Annotated in this window: 16 protein-coding genes; all 16 read left to right on the top strand. The window is 40.6% G+C overall.

The window, feature by feature from the left end; translation table 11 throughout:
* Positions 1 to 139 precede the first annotated feature (139 nt).
* The 16 genes from IGI44_RS21905 (at position 140) to IGI44_RS21980 (ending at position 17481) form a co-directional block, all read left to right on the top strand.
* Complete coding sequence (locus IGI44_RS21905; protein WP_438790029.1) at positions 140 to 4135, top strand: hypothetical protein; 3996 nt, start codon at positions 140 to 142, stop codon at positions 4133 to 4135.
* A complete protein-coding gene (locus tag IGI44_RS21910; RefSeq protein ID WP_438790030.1) occupies positions 4132 to 4599 on the top strand; it encodes a tRNA (uracil-5-)-methyltransferase in 468 nt (155 codons plus the stop codon). Before IGI44_RS21905 ends, IGI44_RS21910 begins: the two co-directional genes overlap by 4 nt.
* 14 nt (positions 4600 to 4613) lie before the next feature.
* Entirely contained in the window at positions 4614 to 5108 is a 495-nt protein-coding gene (locus tag IGI44_RS21915; protein WP_438790031.1) for a hypothetical protein, read from the top strand.
* 1 nt (position 5109) lies between these two features.
* Positions 5110 to 5550: a hypothetical protein gene (locus tag IGI44_RS21920; RefSeq protein WP_438790032.1), complete on the top strand. Its 441-nt coding sequence runs from the start codon at positions 5110 to 5112 to the stop codon at positions 5548 to 5550.
* 12 nt (positions 5551 to 5562) lie between these two features.
* A complete protein-coding gene (locus IGI44_RS21925) occupies positions 5563 to 6048 on the top strand; it encodes a hypothetical protein (protein ID WP_438790033.1) in 486 nt (161 codons plus the stop codon).
* A 334-nt stretch (positions 6049 to 6382) separates the two neighbouring features.
* Positions 6383 to 6778: a hypothetical protein gene (locus IGI44_RS21930; RefSeq protein WP_438790034.1), complete on the top strand. Its 396-nt coding sequence runs from the start codon at positions 6383 to 6385 to the stop codon at positions 6776 to 6778.
* A gap of 45 nt (positions 6779 to 6823) precedes the next feature.
* A complete protein-coding gene (locus IGI44_RS21935; RefSeq protein ID WP_438790035.1) occupies positions 6824 to 7486 on the top strand; it encodes a DUF2922 family protein in 663 nt (220 codons plus the stop codon).
* 424 nt (positions 7487 to 7910) lie between these two features.
* Positions 7911 to 8705: an SDR family NAD(P)-dependent oxidoreductase gene (locus IGI44_RS21940; RefSeq protein WP_438790036.1), complete on the top strand. Its 795-nt coding sequence runs from the start codon at positions 7911 to 7913 to the stop codon at positions 8703 to 8705.
* Positions 8706 to 8997: 292 nt separating this feature from the next.
* Positions 8998 to 9546 (top strand): helix-turn-helix domain-containing protein, encoded by a 549-nt coding sequence (locus IGI44_RS21945; RefSeq protein ID WP_438790037.1) that lies wholly within the window; start codon positions 8998 to 9000, stop codon positions 9544 to 9546.
* A 14-nt stretch (positions 9547 to 9560) separates the two neighbouring features.
* Positions 9561 to 10211 (top strand): YczE/YyaS/YitT family protein, encoded by a 651-nt coding sequence (locus tag IGI44_RS21950; protein ID WP_438790038.1) that lies wholly within the window; start codon positions 9561 to 9563, stop codon positions 10209 to 10211.
* A 262-nt stretch (positions 10212 to 10473) separates the two neighbouring features.
* The gene (locus tag IGI44_RS21955) at positions 10474 to 11319 is read left to right on the top strand and encodes a PRD domain-containing protein (RefSeq protein ID WP_438790039.1); all 846 of its coding nucleotides are present in this window, start codon (positions 10474 to 10476) and stop codon (positions 11317 to 11319) included.
* Positions 11316 to 13181, top strand: a complete 1866-nt coding sequence (locus IGI44_RS21960) for a beta-glucoside-specific PTS transporter subunit IIABC (protein WP_438790040.1) — start codon at positions 11316 to 11318, stop codon at positions 13179 to 13181. Before IGI44_RS21955 ends, IGI44_RS21960 begins: the two co-directional genes overlap by 4 nt.
* Before the next feature lie 13 nt (positions 13182 to 13194).
* Positions 13195 to 14622 carry a family 1 glycosylhydrolase gene (locus IGI44_RS21965; protein WP_438790041.1) on the top strand — a complete coding sequence of 476 codons (1428 nt, stop codon included), beginning with the start codon at positions 13195 to 13197 and terminating at the stop codon, positions 14620 to 14622.
* 538 nt (positions 14623 to 15160) lie between these two features.
* Positions 15161 to 15745, top strand: a complete 585-nt coding sequence (locus IGI44_RS21970) for an Asp23/Gls24 family envelope stress response protein (RefSeq protein WP_438790042.1) — start codon at positions 15161 to 15163, stop codon at positions 15743 to 15745.
* Between the two features lie 25 nt (positions 15746 to 15770).
* Entirely contained in the window at positions 15771 to 16016 is a 246-nt protein-coding gene (locus IGI44_RS21975) for a GlsB/YeaQ/YmgE family stress response membrane protein (RefSeq protein ID WP_010744311.1), read from the top strand.
* Positions 16017 to 16788: 772 nt separating this feature from the next.
* Positions 16789 to 17481: a helix-turn-helix domain-containing protein gene (locus IGI44_RS21980; RefSeq protein WP_438790043.1), complete on the top strand. Its 693-nt coding sequence runs from the start codon at positions 16789 to 16791 to the stop codon at positions 17479 to 17481.
* Positions 17482 to 17592: the final 111 nt, after the last annotated feature.

Genomic DNA, 17592 nt, shown 5'->3' on the forward strand with positions numbered 1-17592 from the left:
GAGATTACTTGGAAATGGATGTGCGTTAAGAGAATAAACGTTTTTCTCAAATTTGATCACAACTGAAGAAAATCACTTGTACCGTTATCGCTGTTTTGCTTTTTGAGTTTTCTGCATTGTCAAAAAAAGGAGGAAGTGGATGTTGAAGAAAGTGAGTAAGAGGTTTTCGTTATTTTTAACGTTGTTGCTACTTACAGGTTTGGTTTTTTCTAGTGTTTCGGTAGTGATTGCTGAGACGACGACTGAAGCGGTGGTGGAAGAACCTCAGTTGATAAAATCCCCTGAAGAATCATTGCCCGAGGCACCACCAGTTTTGGATATTCCGGAAACAACAAACGAAGAGTTAGAAAAGACTGATGTAGAGGAAGCGCCAATAGAGACACAAGAAGTCCAGGAAGGGTCAGAAGAAACGGACGAGCCAGTCGAAATTGTGGAGGAACCACATGAAACTACTGAGAACATAGAAGACTCAGTGATGCCTGAAAAAGGTCTGAACAAGGCAGATATACAAAGTATGGACACGGGTGATTTTACTGTTGAAGGAGGCACTTATGGAGAGAATTATGTCTTCGAAGCGCCTGTATTGAAATTTCTCAAAGGCGGAAGTTATCGCGTATCGGGAACCACGACCGAAGATCGGATAATTATTACTGCTGAGAACGTCCTGCTGACCTTGGATAGTTTGGAGATTGATGTTTCGGCAAACTATGGTCAAGCGGCAATATCAGTTGAATCTGGTGCCTCAGCTACGATTGATTTGGTTGGAGAAAATAAACTACAGAGTGGGAATAACTGTGCTGGTTTGCAGAATAACAATGACACCTCGAAATCTCTAGTGATTACCAGCAGTCCCGGAAACTATCAAGGATATGCTGGAAGTTTAGAAGCAACTGGAGGAAATCGTGGAGCAGGCATCGGCGGAACCCAGAATTTCGATAGTGCAGTCGAAATTAACGGTGGACTGATTACAGCGATTAGTACAGTTCAAGCTGCAGGTATTGGAGGTGGTTCCAATAAAAAAGGTACAGTGACGATTAACGATGGAATTATTATAGCAACTGGTGGGAAGTATGGTGGTGCCGGAATCGGTGGAGGTGGAGGAGCAAATCGTCCTACTGGTACGGTAACGATTAATGGCGGCACAATTACAGCAACTGGCGATACCAAGGGCTCAGATATCGGACGTGGGGAAATGGAGACCTACGGGAAGGTAATCATAAATGGAGGAAACGTCAAGACAAGCAGAAGAAGTGTTGAAGATAGCATACAACCTAGCCCAGTAAATAATTCAAATAAAGAAGTCAAGCTTTGCGATCTTATTAATGTCCAAGAAGATGCGGATATTTTGGTTGACGATGTGAATTATAATTTTAAAAAATCACATGAGAATGCTGAAAAGTATTATCTCTATGTGACCAAAGAGAACCACACGATCACTGTGAAAAAGGGGAATCAACAGGAAAACTATCTTGTATTTTGGAATGAAGATACTCAAAAGTTTGTTTTATGGGAATCGGAATTAATAGCTGACCATTTCAATGGCGTTACTTATTCGGATCAAGAGCTAATTCTCAGTGGCAACAATCAAACCTACGAAATATCCATGTATGGTGGGTTAGCGAAAACAACGAAAGATCGAATCAAAATCACAGGTACAAATGTGACAGTCAAACTGAATAATGTGAAGATTGACATGTCAAGCAAGGTTTTAAAAGCCGCTTTACTGATTGAATCTAATGCATCCGCCACGATTAATTTGGCGGGAGAGAATGAATTAAAGGGCGGTTCATTAAAGGCAGGACTGCAAAATGACAATGAAACAGAGGAATCGTTAATTATTGAGAGTGGGAAAGGCACCATTCAAGGCTATGCCGGTAGTTTGACCGCCACTGGTAGTTCTGGAGGGGCAGGCATCGGCGGAGCGAATAACGAAAAAGGTACGGTAACTATCACTGGAGGAAATATCACAGCCATTGGTAGTTCGGGAGGTTCAGGTATCGGCGGCGGTAATAACGGGACCGGCACGATAACGATTCGTGGAGGAAAAATCAACGCAACGGGTGATGTCACTGGTTCAGGTATCGGCGGTGGTGGCGGAAAAACGGGAACGGTTACAATTGAGGACGGCGACATTACAGCTACGAGTAATGGCAACGGTTCAGGTATCGGCGGCGGTTCTAGCGGAAATGGTACGGTAATCATTAATAAGGGGAACATTGCCGCAATCGGAGGGATTTATGGAGGTTCAGGTATCGGTGGTGGTTCTGGAGGGACCATCGGTACGGTAACCATCACTGGAGGAAAAATTACCGCGACAGGACAAAATTCAGGAGGCAATTCAGGAGGTTCAGGCATAGGTGGAGGAAGCGTAGGAGTCGGCGTGGTAACCATCACAGGGGGAACGGTTACGGCTACCGGAGGACAAAAGGCAAATGGAATAGGCAGAGGGCAAAATGGAGCTGAAACTGGTGGAAAAGTCACTATCAGTGGTGGCTCTGTGAAAGCCTTAGTCGACACAACGTTTGATAGTATTTATCCAAGACCGCAAAACGTTGAGAACATAGACGTGGCACTCTGCAATCTGATTCCTTTCGAAGAAGAGTCTCAGATTTTAGTAGATAATATGGATTATCAAGTTAATGGACTGCACAAAGAGGATGATAAAGCCTATCTGTATATGATGAAAGAAAATCATACCGTTACTGTAATAACGAATGGACAACAGAAGAACTACACTGTTATTTGGGATGAACAAGCGAATAAATTTATTTTATGGGAGTCGGATTTGATGGTGGATAACTTTACAGGTGTTTCATATTCCGATAATGAGGTAATACTTGCTGGTAATGATGAAACATACAACCTTTCGATGCGCAGCGGAGTGGAGACGACAACGAAAGATCGGATCAAAGTCACTGGTACGGGTGTCACTGTGAGGTTAAATGACGTGAAGATCGACTTGTCCGGGGATTTTGAGAAAGCCGCATTCCGAATCGATGCAAAAGCTACCGCAATCATTGATTTAGTCGGAGAGAATCAGTTAAAAAGTGCGAGACAATGCGCAGGGTTGCAGAATGATAACTTTTCAAAAAGTTCTTTAGTCATCAACAGTGGATCTGGAGATTATCAGGGTTATGCTGGTAGTTTGGAAGCTCAAGGAGGTTCTGCTGGAGCGGGTATAGGTGGTGGGAATTCTAAGAGAGGCTGGATTGAAATTCATGGAGGACTGATTACTGCCGCTGGTGGGTATTTTGCTTCTGGCATCGGTGGCGGGAATCGAGATACTGCTGGAAGTAGTAGTGGAAAAGTCACAATTACTGGAGGTGTGATCATAGCTAAAAGCGGAACTTATGCTGCGGCAATTGGTGGTGGTTATAACGGCAGCGGATTAGTTAACATCAGTGGTGGGACGATAACTGCCGCTGGTAATGATTATGCTCCCGGTATCGGAGATGGGGATAAAAATAAAGATTCTGAGGGCGATGTAATCATTACTGGTGGCTCGGTTAACGCTTCAGCTAGACAAACACCAATCAATCCGTCTCCAACCAGCGACGGCACTACGCCACTCGGATTATACCAAGCGGATGCCTCTTCTTATTCAAACGGTTCAACGCTTAAGGCCGGCACAACTGATTGGAAAGTCAGCGGGAAACACATCGATGACGATCACTTCTATCTCTATTTGCCAAAAGAAAAGCATGTAGTCACAGTTGCGAATAATGAGTCCTTTATCGAATGGAAGGAGGACAAATTTGTTCCTGCATCAACCTATAAACTAACGATTCCAAAATCTGTCACTTTGGAAGAGAAAGAAAAAAAAGTACAAGTCAAGCTGACCAATGAATTTTACCAAGTTTCTGGATACACCAAAAAGGTCTCAACAAGTTTATCTGCTACGGGCATGTCTGATGATAATTTGATATTAAAAAATCAAGGCGACGACACAAAACAAGCGCATTCGCTGATTACTTATGCAGGGTTAACACTGTCATCAAACAGCGTCGAAAAAGAAACAGATATGGTGCTCGGCAGTCCGACGGGAACAACAGGCAATGATCCGCTACAAGCGGGCAGTTACAAAGGCACATTGATTTTTGAAACCACCCGCACGACTGAGGAGGTAGAGCCATGAAGAAAAAATCACTTATCGCAAGCATTCTCCTAGTCGTTTTTCTTGTTGGGGGCTTCATGATCTATCGTTATTCGCAAAATGAGGAAACCTTGCTGGCCGATGTGGAATCGGCAGAAGAGTGGACAGGAGAACGGAAAGTCTCACGAGAATCCTCTCCAACGATTGAGATTCCCGGCTTTGACAGTATTTCTTTAAAGGCCGAAACCAAAGAGCAACAGGTCAATTTCCACAATCCGAAGAAAAATACTTGCTACTTCAAGCTTTCATTATGGCAGGACGCAGAAACGAAACTATGGGAATCAAAGCTTTTGGAGCCGGGCAAAGCCATTTATGATTTAACGCTGGATCAACCGTTAGCCGCCGGCAGCTATGATCAGGCGTTTCTCAAATACGAGTGCTTTAGCTTAAAAGAGCAGGAACCGCTGAATGGTTCTGAGATCAACTTGACATTGAATGTTCAGTAAGGGAGGAAAGCAATATGAAAAACATACTGATTGGAACCATGCTGGTGAGTTTACTGGCACTGGGATTTGTGGAAATGGTCCATGGGGAAGAAACAGAAGTAAACTACAAGGTAGAAAATAGTTATACACTAGTCATTCCGCAAAAGATTGATTTACAGAATACAACAGAACTTAAGCTTGGGACAAGTGGGCACAATATTGAACCAGTAAAACAGTTAAGTATCACCCTTAGCTCTGAAAATGAATCTATCTCGGAGGATGGAACGATTTCATTGAAACGACAAAAAGACCTCTCGACCAATCATACTCTTTCAACAAAATTGACTAAACAAAATGACTCAAAAGTTTTGAAAAAGGGCGACCTCTTAGTCAAAGCAACGAACAAAAGTGAGAGTGGAGTCCTAGAGGCATTCATGTTTTCAGAGATAACTGGAGATAAAAAAGCGGGTAGTTATAAAACAACGATCACCTTCGTTGCTGATGTCACAGAAGTCATAGGGAGAAAATAAAATGAAAAAATATTTGGTCATTTTAGGCATTTTCTTTCTGCCTATTACGGTATTGGCGGAAGAAAAAACAACTGAAATAACAACGACGATCCCTTCAAACTATACATTAACGATTCCGGCTAACCAAGAGATCATGAAGAACGCAGAGACGACTGCTCTTTCTGAGTTAAAAGTATCGGGAGATTTGGCGCCAGATCAACAGGTACGAATCTCGGCAACAATCGATGAGATGAAGAATAAGGACAGCAAACAGGCACCCACACTACCATTTCGCTTAACAAATGAAAAAGGCGAGGATTGGAAAAGTGATACCTGGGGTGCGCAAGACGCTGTGACTCAAAAAACGGCAAAACTGAATTTGAAGATTGAGAAAGAAGCATGGGCGAAAGCAAAACCAGGAAGATATGAAGGGAAGATCATCTTTACATCTGCGATAGAATAGGAGGGGAACGTCATGAAAAAGATTTTGTGTGTTTTCTCACTCTTTGTACTTACTGGACTTCCAGTTCACACGCTCGCAGCAGAAGGCGAACAAACGACAACGGTTCGTACGACAGTTTCCGCGACAAAAGCGACTGAACTGGAAGAGTTGATCACGAAGGAGAAAGAAAAACAACGAGAGAAAAACGATTATACAGAAGATAGCTGGAACAGGTATCAAGCCGCTTTGAAAGAAGCCGAAGACGTGCTGAATAAATTTCCTTATGATGAAGAAAAAGTCAACGCGGCATTTGATACGCTACAACAGGCACTTAACGGCTTGGTGTTGAAAAAGAGTGGAGGCGTCAGTACGACCCCGAGCAACAGAACAGCAGCAGGATCAGCAACATCCGTGAAAAGCTATCCAAAATCAGGAATGGCGTCCAGCGTTGGATTAGCGGCACTTGGCGTTTTCATGTCAGCAGGAGCGGTAGCACTCTTGAACAAGCGAAAATCATAAAAAGTGATGAAGCAAAGGAAGATCATGAGCGACAAAGCTTAGGATCTTTTTTTTTGCGAATTATTTTAAAGTCAGAAGTTCTTAAAGGATATTTGGGTTTATAGTAATTTTTTAACAGTAATCCAGGGTTTCAAAAGGGATATATAATAAAATTAGTTATCTTATAAGAAAAATTCTATTACTTAATTTGGTTTTAACATTCTGGTCTGAAAAAGAGAGATAAAAGGCGTATGTTATTTTTGTAAAGTGAAAAAGGACTAGACTTCAACATGGTGACGGGCCATCACCATCAGATTTTGGAGTAAAAGAATCCATTTAAAAAGGAGAACTAAGTATGAAAGATTACGGATTAAGTGAACGTCAATTATTCACGCTAACGCGTAAGAATTTAGAAAAGCGTATTACTCAGTATTATCATGAGACCAATGACGGCAATGGCGCGATCGAAATGTTAGTAGCGCTACAAGTACGGGACGAAATCTGCGAAAAGGACTTTTCATTCGTATTACCTGAGCTGGTTCAGCATATCTTCATGCGCACGCGATCAAATGCCGTGCTGCGTGATCTTTATGTATATTTTGCAGAATATTTCAAAAAGAAAGACTGGCGTCTGCTACAAATTAAGTTATTTCCTGCGAAGACTTATACTGCGGTGACGAAAAAGCTGAAGGGCTTGTATACACAATTTATCGAAGCCCCACTAGCTGGACTGACTGAATCGTTGCAGTGACTGCCATCTGAATAGGAAGAAGAGAAATAGAAGGGAAGGAAACAGATGACATCAACGACGACACTTGCTGTAGAATTTGGTAGAAGCGATGGCAAGGCCCATCGTTTACGCTTCAAGGATTTTGATGCGACAAAAAAACCGGATGAAATCCAGGCATCGTTAACCAAATTGACGAAATTAAGCATCTACGATAAAAATGATGTTCGTTTATTTGATGAAGTCCGCCGTGCGAAACTAATCGAAATGCTGGAAACAGAAATCTTTGATGATAAAAAAGATGCGAAAAACGACACGGATGAAGCGCCAGTAGCAATGCCTATGGTGGTAGAACCCGTACAAGCAGAAGACATTCCTCAGGTCCAAGAACCTGTTCATGATAAAGAAACCATCCGAATTCCAGAAGATTTGACTATTACAAACGAGTATCCAAGTCCTGGATGGTTGATCCAGACCATCGAACTGCCAATGGGGGTCAAACCCCAAGATATCGGTGAAAGTGAGGCTTTTTTGCTGATCTCTTCATGCTTGCCGCCACGAGTGCTGGTAGAAGATCTTGCGGTAGATGAAACGACTGACCCCGTAAAACTCATCATCACAGGGAAATTTCAGGAAGAAGAGCCGAAGGTTGAACAACCGGCTGCAGCAAATAAGGAATCGCCTCCAGTCACACCTAGTAAAAAACGAAATCGCCTCCGAAAACAAGAGTAACCGATTCTTTTTATCTCATCAAAAAAGCCAACGTTGGGATGAGTTAGAAACTATGTACTTTAATGTCTAAATCGGACTTTTTACATCAACTTTTTTGCGCGCTGAATCAGCGTGCTATTTGATCTGCCATGATTTGGGTTACGCGTAGTCTGGTTAGTGATTCATTTAACGGTTGCATCATGCAGATGAAAAAATAATGCAACGGCTAATCGAACGAATAGACAGAGGCTATGAAAGAGTGATTCCTTCCGTGAAAGAAATAAACTTGTATTATAGAGAGGAGACTTAAGCGTTGGCTTAAGTCTTTTTGCTGTTCTCATTATAGTTGAGGGGTGCAGAGCCTTACTAATTGACAACCGCTCCGTACAGAGATTATGGTGGAAGAACATAATTGTTTAGCGAAGGAATGACTGGAGGAGATAAAATGGATTTAAATTTAACAGGAAAGACCGCATTGGTCACCGGTTCAACGAAAGGTATCGGAAAGGCGATTGCTTGGGAACTAGCAAAAGAAGGGACAAATGTCATTATCAATGGTCGCCATAATCAGGAAGTTGAAGCTGTTGTGCAGGAAATCAAGACGCAGTTTCCGCAAACAACACCACAGTCAGCAGCCTATGATCTAGCGGAGGAAAGCGAACGTCAAGAGCTATTTGAAGCCTATTCCAATGTGGATATTTTAATCAACAATATGGGGATTTTTCAGCCAAAGGACTATTTTGACATTTCAGATGAGCTTTGGCAGCATTTCATCGATGTAAATTTCTATTCAGGAAATGCGTTGGCGAAGTTTTATTTGCCGAAAATGCTATCTGCTGATTTTGGTCGAGTGATCTTTATTGCGAGTGAAGAAGCGATCATGCCTTCTGGTGAAATGCCGCAGTACAGTTTGACGAAAACCATGAACCTTTCTTTGGCAAAAAGCTTGTCTAAACTAACAAAGGGAACGAATGTGACCGTTAATACGATCATGCCAGGTTCGACGTTGACTGAAGGTGTTCAACAAATGTTAGTGGACATGTATAGTGACACGGATTTGCCAGAAAGTGAATGGGAAAGCGACTTTATGAAAAATCATCGCCCGTTATCTCAAATTCAACGATTGATTCGTCCAGAAGAAATTGGCCGTTTTGCGGCGTTTGTCTCTAGTCCTTATGCGCGATCGTTTTCAGGAGCGGCATTGCGTCTAGATGGCGGATTGGTTCCAACAATTTTTTAAGCGTGTGACGATCCGTTAGTAAAATGAATCTAGAAAATCGACCTGTTCTGAAGTAAACCTTTTTTTAGCTACGTTAGACCCAAAAGCTAATGTATCTTATCTTAGGTTGCTTCATAACAGGTCTTTTTTTGGATAGAGTAAGAACTATTTCCAATTTATTCAGGTAGCGACTGTCGGTTGTTCCAAAAAACATTGTTTATTATCTCCTTTTCTTCTATTGACAAATGGCCTTATCATCCGTATCTTATTCACTATAGTAGATTTTATCCAATATAGTATTTTGGAGGGTAATATGATTTCAGCAAATGAAATGATCAGTCGTAATATTAAACGGATTCGTCAGGAAAGAAATCTGACATTAGATGATTTGGCAAGGCTTTCAGGAGTCAGCAAGAGCATGTTGAGTGAGATTGAACGGTGTACGAAAAGTCCGACGATCTCGATGCTGGAGAAAATTTGTACCGGGATCAACGTTCCGTTAGCTCAGCTGACGTATATGGAGACGCCGGAAGTCTCGGTGATCAAAAAAAGTACAACGAAGCATTATTCGACTTCGGAGGGATTTGCTACCTTCAATTTGTTTGAATATGATCCAGATAAGAAATTTGAGATTTTGCGACATGTAATCGCACCGCATTCGGAACGGCTGTCTGAGTATCATGAGGCGGGAATCAGAGAATATATTATTTGTACGCAAGGGGTATTGGACATCCAAGTAGGGGAAAAGCGCTTTGAACTGGAGGAAGGTGAAGCCATTCAGTTTTTAGCGAATTGCAATCACAAATATGCGAATACGACGGATAAAGACACACACATTTTGATGTTGATGTTCAGAGAATAGAAAGAAGGACTGAAATGAAGGGGTATAGTGTAAGGTTGGTTAAGTTGATAGTCGGGTTGTTTCTATTTGCGTTGGGGTCATTTTTAACGATTCAAGCCAATATTGGGTTAGCTTCCTGGGAAGCATTTAGTATGGGAATTGCCTATCTGACAAATCAGACCTATGGAAATATTTTGATCATCAGCGGATTGGTCATCTTAGTGGTGGATGTAGCGTTAAAAGAGAAAATTGGTTTTGGCACGATTCTTAACACGATTTTGATCGGAACTTTTGTTGATATGATCCAAGCGGCTGATGTGATTCCGCAAATGCATCATTTTTTCTCGGGTGTAGTGATGCTCCTACTGGGGCAGGTGTCGATCTGTGTAGGCAGTTACTTTTACATCGGAGCCTCGTTGGGCTGCGGACCACGGGATGCGTTGATGGTCGCACTAGGAAAACGGATGCCAAAGGTACCGATTGGAATTGTTCGTGGGATTATTGAAGGAACGGTTCTTTTGATCGGTTGGTTATTAGGAGCAAAAGTTGGTATTGGAACGATTATCTCTGTTTTTGGAATCAGTTTTATTTTAGAGGCGACCTTTAAAATTTTACATTTTGATGTAACGAATGTGGCTCATGAAAGTGTTGTGGATACAGTGAAGGAGCTAGGAGTCCCTCGGTAAATAGTCCATCCTTCGCTGTTTTTGCAGCTAAAAGGAGTACGATTAAAAAAGTTGCTAAAATAAAAGTAAGCGTTGACACCAGTAATTTCACCTGCTACTATAATCATGTAAGAAAGAAAAAAGACTAGGAATGACACCGTAGTTATTCTTAGAGTTATGTGACTGGTCATGCAGGCAGAACTCAGATTATGCACTAAACGTACCGAATTTGTCGGTTTGTTTAGTCTGTAATCTGAGTTTTTTTTCTGGAAAGGAGTAAGAGATGAAAGTAGTTAAAATCTTGAATAATAATATTGCGATAATTGAAAAGGGTGGACACGAGTCGATTGTTTATTCACCGGGAATCTCTTTTAAAAAGAACGTTGGCCAACGAATTGATGATTCTGAAATCGAAAAAACCTATGTACTAGATTCAAAGGACCGCCTGGAGCATTTCAGTTACTTGCTGACACATTCAGATGAAAAAATGATTCATTTATTGAATGATATCGTTGCTTATGGCGAGTTTGTGACGAAGCAAGAGGCAAATGATTATTTGTATTTGGCACTGCTGGATCATCTTACTTTTGCGATTCGACGAGGAGAAAAGGAGCAGTTTATCCGCAGTCCATTAACTTGGGAGGTTCAGAAGTTTTATCCCAAATTCTATGATATCGGATTGCATGCGGTGAAATTGATGCGCCAGACCTTCGAGATTGAATTTCCTGACGAGGAAGCCGTTTCGATCGCCTTACATTTTGTCAACATTCAGGAGAGTCAGTCTTTGCTCGATGAGACGCTGGAAAGTATGGAAATTTTGAGAGATATCTTAAATATCATCAAATACCACTTTAATATCACACTAGACGAAACGTCTATGAACTATATGCGTTTAGTCACTCATTTACAGTATTTTATCGAACGACTGAGAAAGCAGGAAATTTATAGTCAAGACAGTGCCGGCCTGTACGACCAAGTAAAACTGCTTTATCCTGAGGCATTTCAAGCAACAGAAAAAATTGATATTTACGTGAAGGGTAGATTCAATCACTATTTAACCAAAGATGAATATACCTATTTAATGATCCATATTAATCGTGTGACAGAAAGAAAGGACGAACAGAAATGAAATACCAAGAATTCAATCAAACCATTATTGATTTAGTTGGCGGGAAAGACAATATTCAAGCAGTGGTACATTGCATGACACGCTTGCGTTTTACTTTAAAAGATCGCTCGAAAGCACAAACCGAAGCGATCAAGGACATGGACGGCGTAATTGATGTGGTCAGTAATCAAGTGGCCTATCAGATTATCGTGGGAACCCATGTCAACGATGTGTATAAAGAATTAGTCAGTATGATTGGGTTAAATCCAGAAGCCCAAGAATCAGGACCCAAGGAAAAGAAAAATTTCGTGAAAGCAGCACTCGATGTCGTTTCGGAATCCATGACACCGATTCTTGAACCGATTATCTGTGCAGGACTATTAGCAGCAGTACTTTCGATCGTTTCATTGACTGGCATTATTTCACCAGAAAGCTCAACATACATTATCTTTGATACCTTAAGAAGTGCGGTTTTCTATTTCTTGCCAATTTTCATGGCAATGAGTTGCGCCAAACGTTTAGGTGCGAATCCTTATTTGGCCGTTGCTTTAGCAGTCACCATTTTATCAGACTCGATCAATGGGCAATCGGGATTAACGATGTTCGGCCTTTCACTACCTGAAATTACCTACTCTAACAGCTTCGTGCCTATTTTGATCGCTGTGTGGGTAATGGGCTACGTAACGAAATATGTAAAGCGAATCGTACCAAGTTCGTTACAACTGTTTCTGACACCTTTGTTAGTCATGGTAATTATGCTGCCGGCGACACTTCTGGTTTTCGGTCCCATTGGTTTTTACTTAGGTGAAGGAATTATTGGTGTATTTACCTGGTTATTAAACACAGTCGGTGCGTGGTTCGTGATGATGCTTTACTCCGCATTACAGCCATTCTTGATCATGTTAGGTGCGGGAAACTTTATTATGCCCGTCGTCGCTTCACTGATCGCTTCTAATGGCTTTGATCCGGCATTCATTACATCTTGTACAATCTCTGATATCGCTGTGGGCGGTGCAATGCTTGGGTACTTTTTACGGACGAAAAACAACAAGCAAAAACAATTATTTGGTACAGTGACACTTTCGGCAATTTTAGGTATTACCGAACCAGCGATTTATGGGGTATTTGTTAAATATCGCCGACCGTTCATCGCCGTGATGATCGGGGGCGGACTTGGCGGATTGTTTGCTGGGATTACGGGTGTTAAAGCCTATTCTGTGGCTTGGGGACTCTTTGGACTCCCTTCTTATATCGGAAATGATGGCGATTTTGCAAACTTGTGGTTCATGGTTGCGGCTGTCGGTATTAGTTTTATCGGAGCTGCAGTTGCTGCCTATATGCTCGGTGTTCCTTCTGAAGAAAATGCGGAAGTTCAGGTTTCTGCTTCTCAAGCAGCAGCTGTTGAGAAAGAAAAAAGCGGCTTAAGATCGATTCCTCTAAAAAGTGTGGTAAAAGGAAACTTAGTCCAATTATCGGAAATTGCTGATCAAGCTTTTTCGACCGGTGCTTTAGGAAAAGGGGTAGGAATTATTCCTGAGGCCAATGAGATCTATTCTCCAATTGATGGTGAAATCACTGTTGTTTTCCCAACGAAACATGCGATGGGGATCAAGGGAGAGAAAAACGAGGAAGTGCTGATTCATATTGGGATTGACACAGTCGAGTTAAATGGTGAAGGCTTTGACATCAAAGTCGCAGCTGGTGATAAGGTAAAAGCAGGTCAACTACTAGGAACGGTTGATTTTGATCAGATTAAGCAGGCTGGTTATGATCCAACAACGATTGTTGTGGTGACCAATACGAACGATTATCTTGATGTGATCCCAGAAACCAATAAGTCTGTTTGTGACAGTGATTTATCAATGAATATAATTTTTGAATAGAGGAAAAGCGAAGATGGATAAGAGTTTTTTATGGGGCGGCAGTATTGCCGCTCATCAATGTGAGGGTGCTATAAATGAGGGAAATAAAGGTGTCGGCTTAATGGATCTAGTGACTGTCGGGGCTTACGGGCAACCACGTGACATTCATACAGAATTTGAAGCCGGCTGCAGATACCCGTCTCACATAGGAATCGATTTCTTTCATCGCTACAAGGAAGATATTGCACTTTTCGCAGAAATGGGTTTTAAAGCTTTGCGGATTTCCATTGACTGGTCGCGAATTTTTCCTAAAGGGGATGAAGAAGAACCCAATCAGGCAGGACTCGATTTTTATCATGCAGTGGTTGATGAATTATTAATGCATGGCATTGAGCCAATTGTGACGTTGTATCATTTTGAGATGCCGATTCACCTCGTGACGGAATATGGTTCTTGGAAAAATCGTCAGGTGGTCGATTTCTATTTAAGATTTTGTGAGACGATGTTCCGCAGCTTCAATCATAAAGTAAAATACTGGGTAACGTTCAATGAGATGAACCATATCGATCCTCAATCTGAAGCCAGTGATATTTTTACGTACATCATTGCTGGGTTGAAGTTTTCTGAAATTGAGGATAAGAAACGAACGTTGGCAGTGATCGGCTATAATATGACCATTGCAAGCTGTTTGGCAGTTAATTTAGCTCGAAAGATCAATCCAGAAAACAAGGTGGGCTGTGTCTTTGGAATCGAACCTGTCTATCCGGTTGACTGCAATCCAGAAAATGTTTTAAACGCCTATAAACAGATGGATCGTGATTTTTACCAAATAGATGCAATGTGTAACGGAGCGTTTCCTAAGTACAAATTGAAGGAGTATGAGGCCATCGGGATCAAACTGGAGATCGATGAACGTGATCAGACGGCCTTCAAAAATGGCACACTTGATTTTATCGGAATGAATTACTATGCGTCTTCCGTGGCAGCTTATGAAGGTGCAGAGGATCAAGCCAGTGCATTATTTGGCGGATTACAGAATCCTTTCCTAGAAGTAAGCAAGTGGGGGTGGGCAATTGACCCTGTAGGCATTCGTTACTTGTTGAATTATACTTATCGCAAATACGGCTTACCGATTATGATTACAGAGAATGGGTTGGGGGCAGTGGACGAGGTTGCTACTGATGGTCATATCCATGATGCCTACCGAATCGACTATCTTAAGAAACACATTTTAGAAGTCAAAAAAGCAATTGAGTTAGACCAAGTAGACTGTATCGGGTATCTTACTTGGGGCCCAATTGATCTAGTCAGTGCAACAACCGGTCAGATGAGTAAACGCTATGGCTTCATTCATGTGGATCTTGATGATGAAGGAAAGGGTTCACTCAAACGCACAAGAAAAGATTCCTTTGATTGGTACAAGCAAACAATCAAAGAAAATGCTGCGAACATTACAGAATAGATCAGTGAATGAAAAGACAGGATCATCCCTAGCGGTGGTCATGTCTTTTTTTGTATGGCAGACAAGCAACTCATTGATAATCCTCTGTCTGTTTGGGTACCAAGCTGCCTAATGATTCTTAAAAGTGTCACGTTGAATGTCAAATGACTATGTTGCAAAATAAGCCTATGTTGATTTTTGTTATTTTATCTCTGTGTAAGTAAAGACGAAACGACTTAAGAATAATTTTGTACAAGGAATACTTTATTAATGTCAATGATAAATTGTGTCATTTCATTCAAATATCGAATTTATTTTTTTGAAATTATGGAATTGTAAGCAGATTATTGTTCAGATGAAACATTTTGCGTTAAGCTATTAAGTGAAAGTAAGGAAAACGAAATGAAGCAATCGTTCATGATAACTCTAAGGCGGTTATTTTATTGCTTGTAGAATTATTTTTCCTTTCACAAAAAAATGCTTCTTAAAGATTCTGTCAAACTAGCGGATCAGTGAAAGAGGTCATTTGTAAAAGAAAATACAATAGGAGGAATTTGAAATGGTAGAAAACAATTCGTTTAACGAGAAATCAGTACCCGAACACACGCAAACAAATCAAATGAACAAAGGGAATGACTCACAGATAAGAGGTGAAACGGTTTATGATGACAAAGTCATTCAAAAAATCATCGGTGTTGCCATTGAGAAAATTGATGGGTTATTGACCGTCGATGGTGGATTCTTCTCTAATGCAGCGGAAAAATTAGTCAATACAGACAATGTGACGGCTGGAATTGATACAGAAGTCGGCAAGAAACAAGTCGCCGTTGACATGAATGTTGTGATCGAATACGGAAAAGATATCACTGAAGTGGCGGATCAAATTAGAAAAGTTACACATGATGAAGTTGAAAAAATGACGCATTTAGATGTCATTGAAGTCAATGTACATGTGGTGGATATCAAAACCAAAGAAGAGTTTGAACAAGATAGTGAAACCGTACAAGATAAAGTAACTAGTGCAGCGAAAACAACAGGCGAGTTTGCTTCAAAACAAACAGATAAAGCCAAAGATGCAATGAACCGCGGAACAGATAAAGCACAAGAAAAAATCGAAGACAATCAAGATTCACGAGTGAAATAAGAACAAATAATAGGAGGAATTTATCATGGGTTTATTATGGTCATTAATTATTGGAGCAGTGATTGGAGCAATCGCTGGAGCGATTACAGGTAAAGGAAACAGCATGGGCTGGATCGCGAATATCGTCGCAGGTTTAGTCGGATCAGCATTAGGACAAGCTTTATTAGGTTCTTGGGGACCTTCATTAGCAGGGATGGCACTCGTACCATCAATTATTGGAGCGATCATTTTAGTTTTAATCGTTTCATTTTTCCTAGGCAGATCAAAATAATAGCAGGTATCCATACTGCACAAACAATTGTTATACTTTTGATAATAAAAGCTCATATGATTACAATTCAATCATAATTTGAATGAAAGCTTACAAAAGTGTTGAAGGATTTCATGTCGTTTTCTGAACGGTATGAAATCCTTTTTTTTATAAAATAGAACCTCTTTTAGGATGTGACAAAAAGAAGAGCCATGACGTGAGAAAATGTCTCTTTAGCTAAAAGCACTCACTGATCAGGTCTTTTGAAACCGGCTAAACGATTGTCGTTTATAAGTTGAAAATAAAGTTTCGTCCTTTAAAAATATTTTTTTCTCCAGTGGGATTTATAAATCGATTGAAAACAAGAAGGTGGATTTCGTGTTTAAATTAAGGGGCAAATATATGGAAATAAGGATCTTTTCCTACGGATAGATCTTTATTTTTTTGTTTATTTATCTGTTTATCGTTTAAATGGGACGTTTCTATGAGTTGATTTTATTATTTTTGACATTTCAAATGCATGGAGTTGATTAATAATAGACGAGAAAGAAAGGACGTTCTCTTCTAAACTGTAAAACTTCCTCGGTGAGTTCCAACGATTGTCTTACTAAATAGTTCACTTTGGGGAATCGGACAGATAGTAAAACTGAGATTTTTCTATCAACCTTGGCAGCCTAAGAATTATTCGTTAGAACGCTCTAAGTGAATTTCGCTTACTACTATTGGTTATGCTGTTCTTAAGAAGGAAGAGAAACTTCTGGAAAAATCAAAAAGAAAGGAAAGTGCGGAGGTAATGACGGTTTTACTTTTAACAAAAAGTTACTCCTATGAACAGGATTTTATAAATAAATTAAATGTTTTAGGGTATGAGGTGCTTTGCAGTAAGCAGCTATTTTTGGATTTACTAAACGTAGAAAAAAAGGAATTTGACGGTGAATTTGATTTCTTTGATAAGGTGATCCTAAGTGAAACGATCTCGGATCAGGAAGCAGTCATTTGCGTAGATAGATTAAAAACAGTTAGTTGTACTCTGATTCGCAAGACGATTGTTGATTTGAATGAAGAACTGCGAAAAAAATGGCAAAAGAAAGGAATGTCCATCCTTATCTCACAAACATTGAATTTCGAAGAGCTGCGAGAGCAATTGTCGGCTAGTGATCAGACGGAACAAAAGGGTAAACCAACGCTGAGCAAAGAAAAAGTTCTCTTTTTAGAACATTTTGATTATTGTCTAACCAAACAGGAATATCGGGTGTTTCGTTTACTGAAGCAATCGCTAGGAAAGTGTATTTCACGAACAGACATGTGCTTTTACGTATGGGAAACAACTCCTTCGAGGTCAAAGGAAAGCCGCCTATCAGGAATTGTTAAGTCCCTTAAGAGAAAAATGAAGGAACAAGGCCTAGATGAAACGCAGCTGCAAACCTCATGGGGCAAAGGCTATTGTCTGAAAAAAATTGCATCAAAAGAAACTAGCTTTATATGATACAACAGTTTTCATGCGGATCAAGACAAGTCATTCTTTCAATAGCTAAATAATCAAGAAACAATCAAAGCCGTAAAGAATCTTCGGATTTTATCCTTCGAAAATTTTTTG

The organism is Enterococcus sp. DIV0756 (assembly GCF_051710745.1).
Taxonomy (GTDB): domain Bacteria; phylum Bacillota; class Bacilli; order Lactobacillales; family Enterococcaceae; genus Enterococcus_A.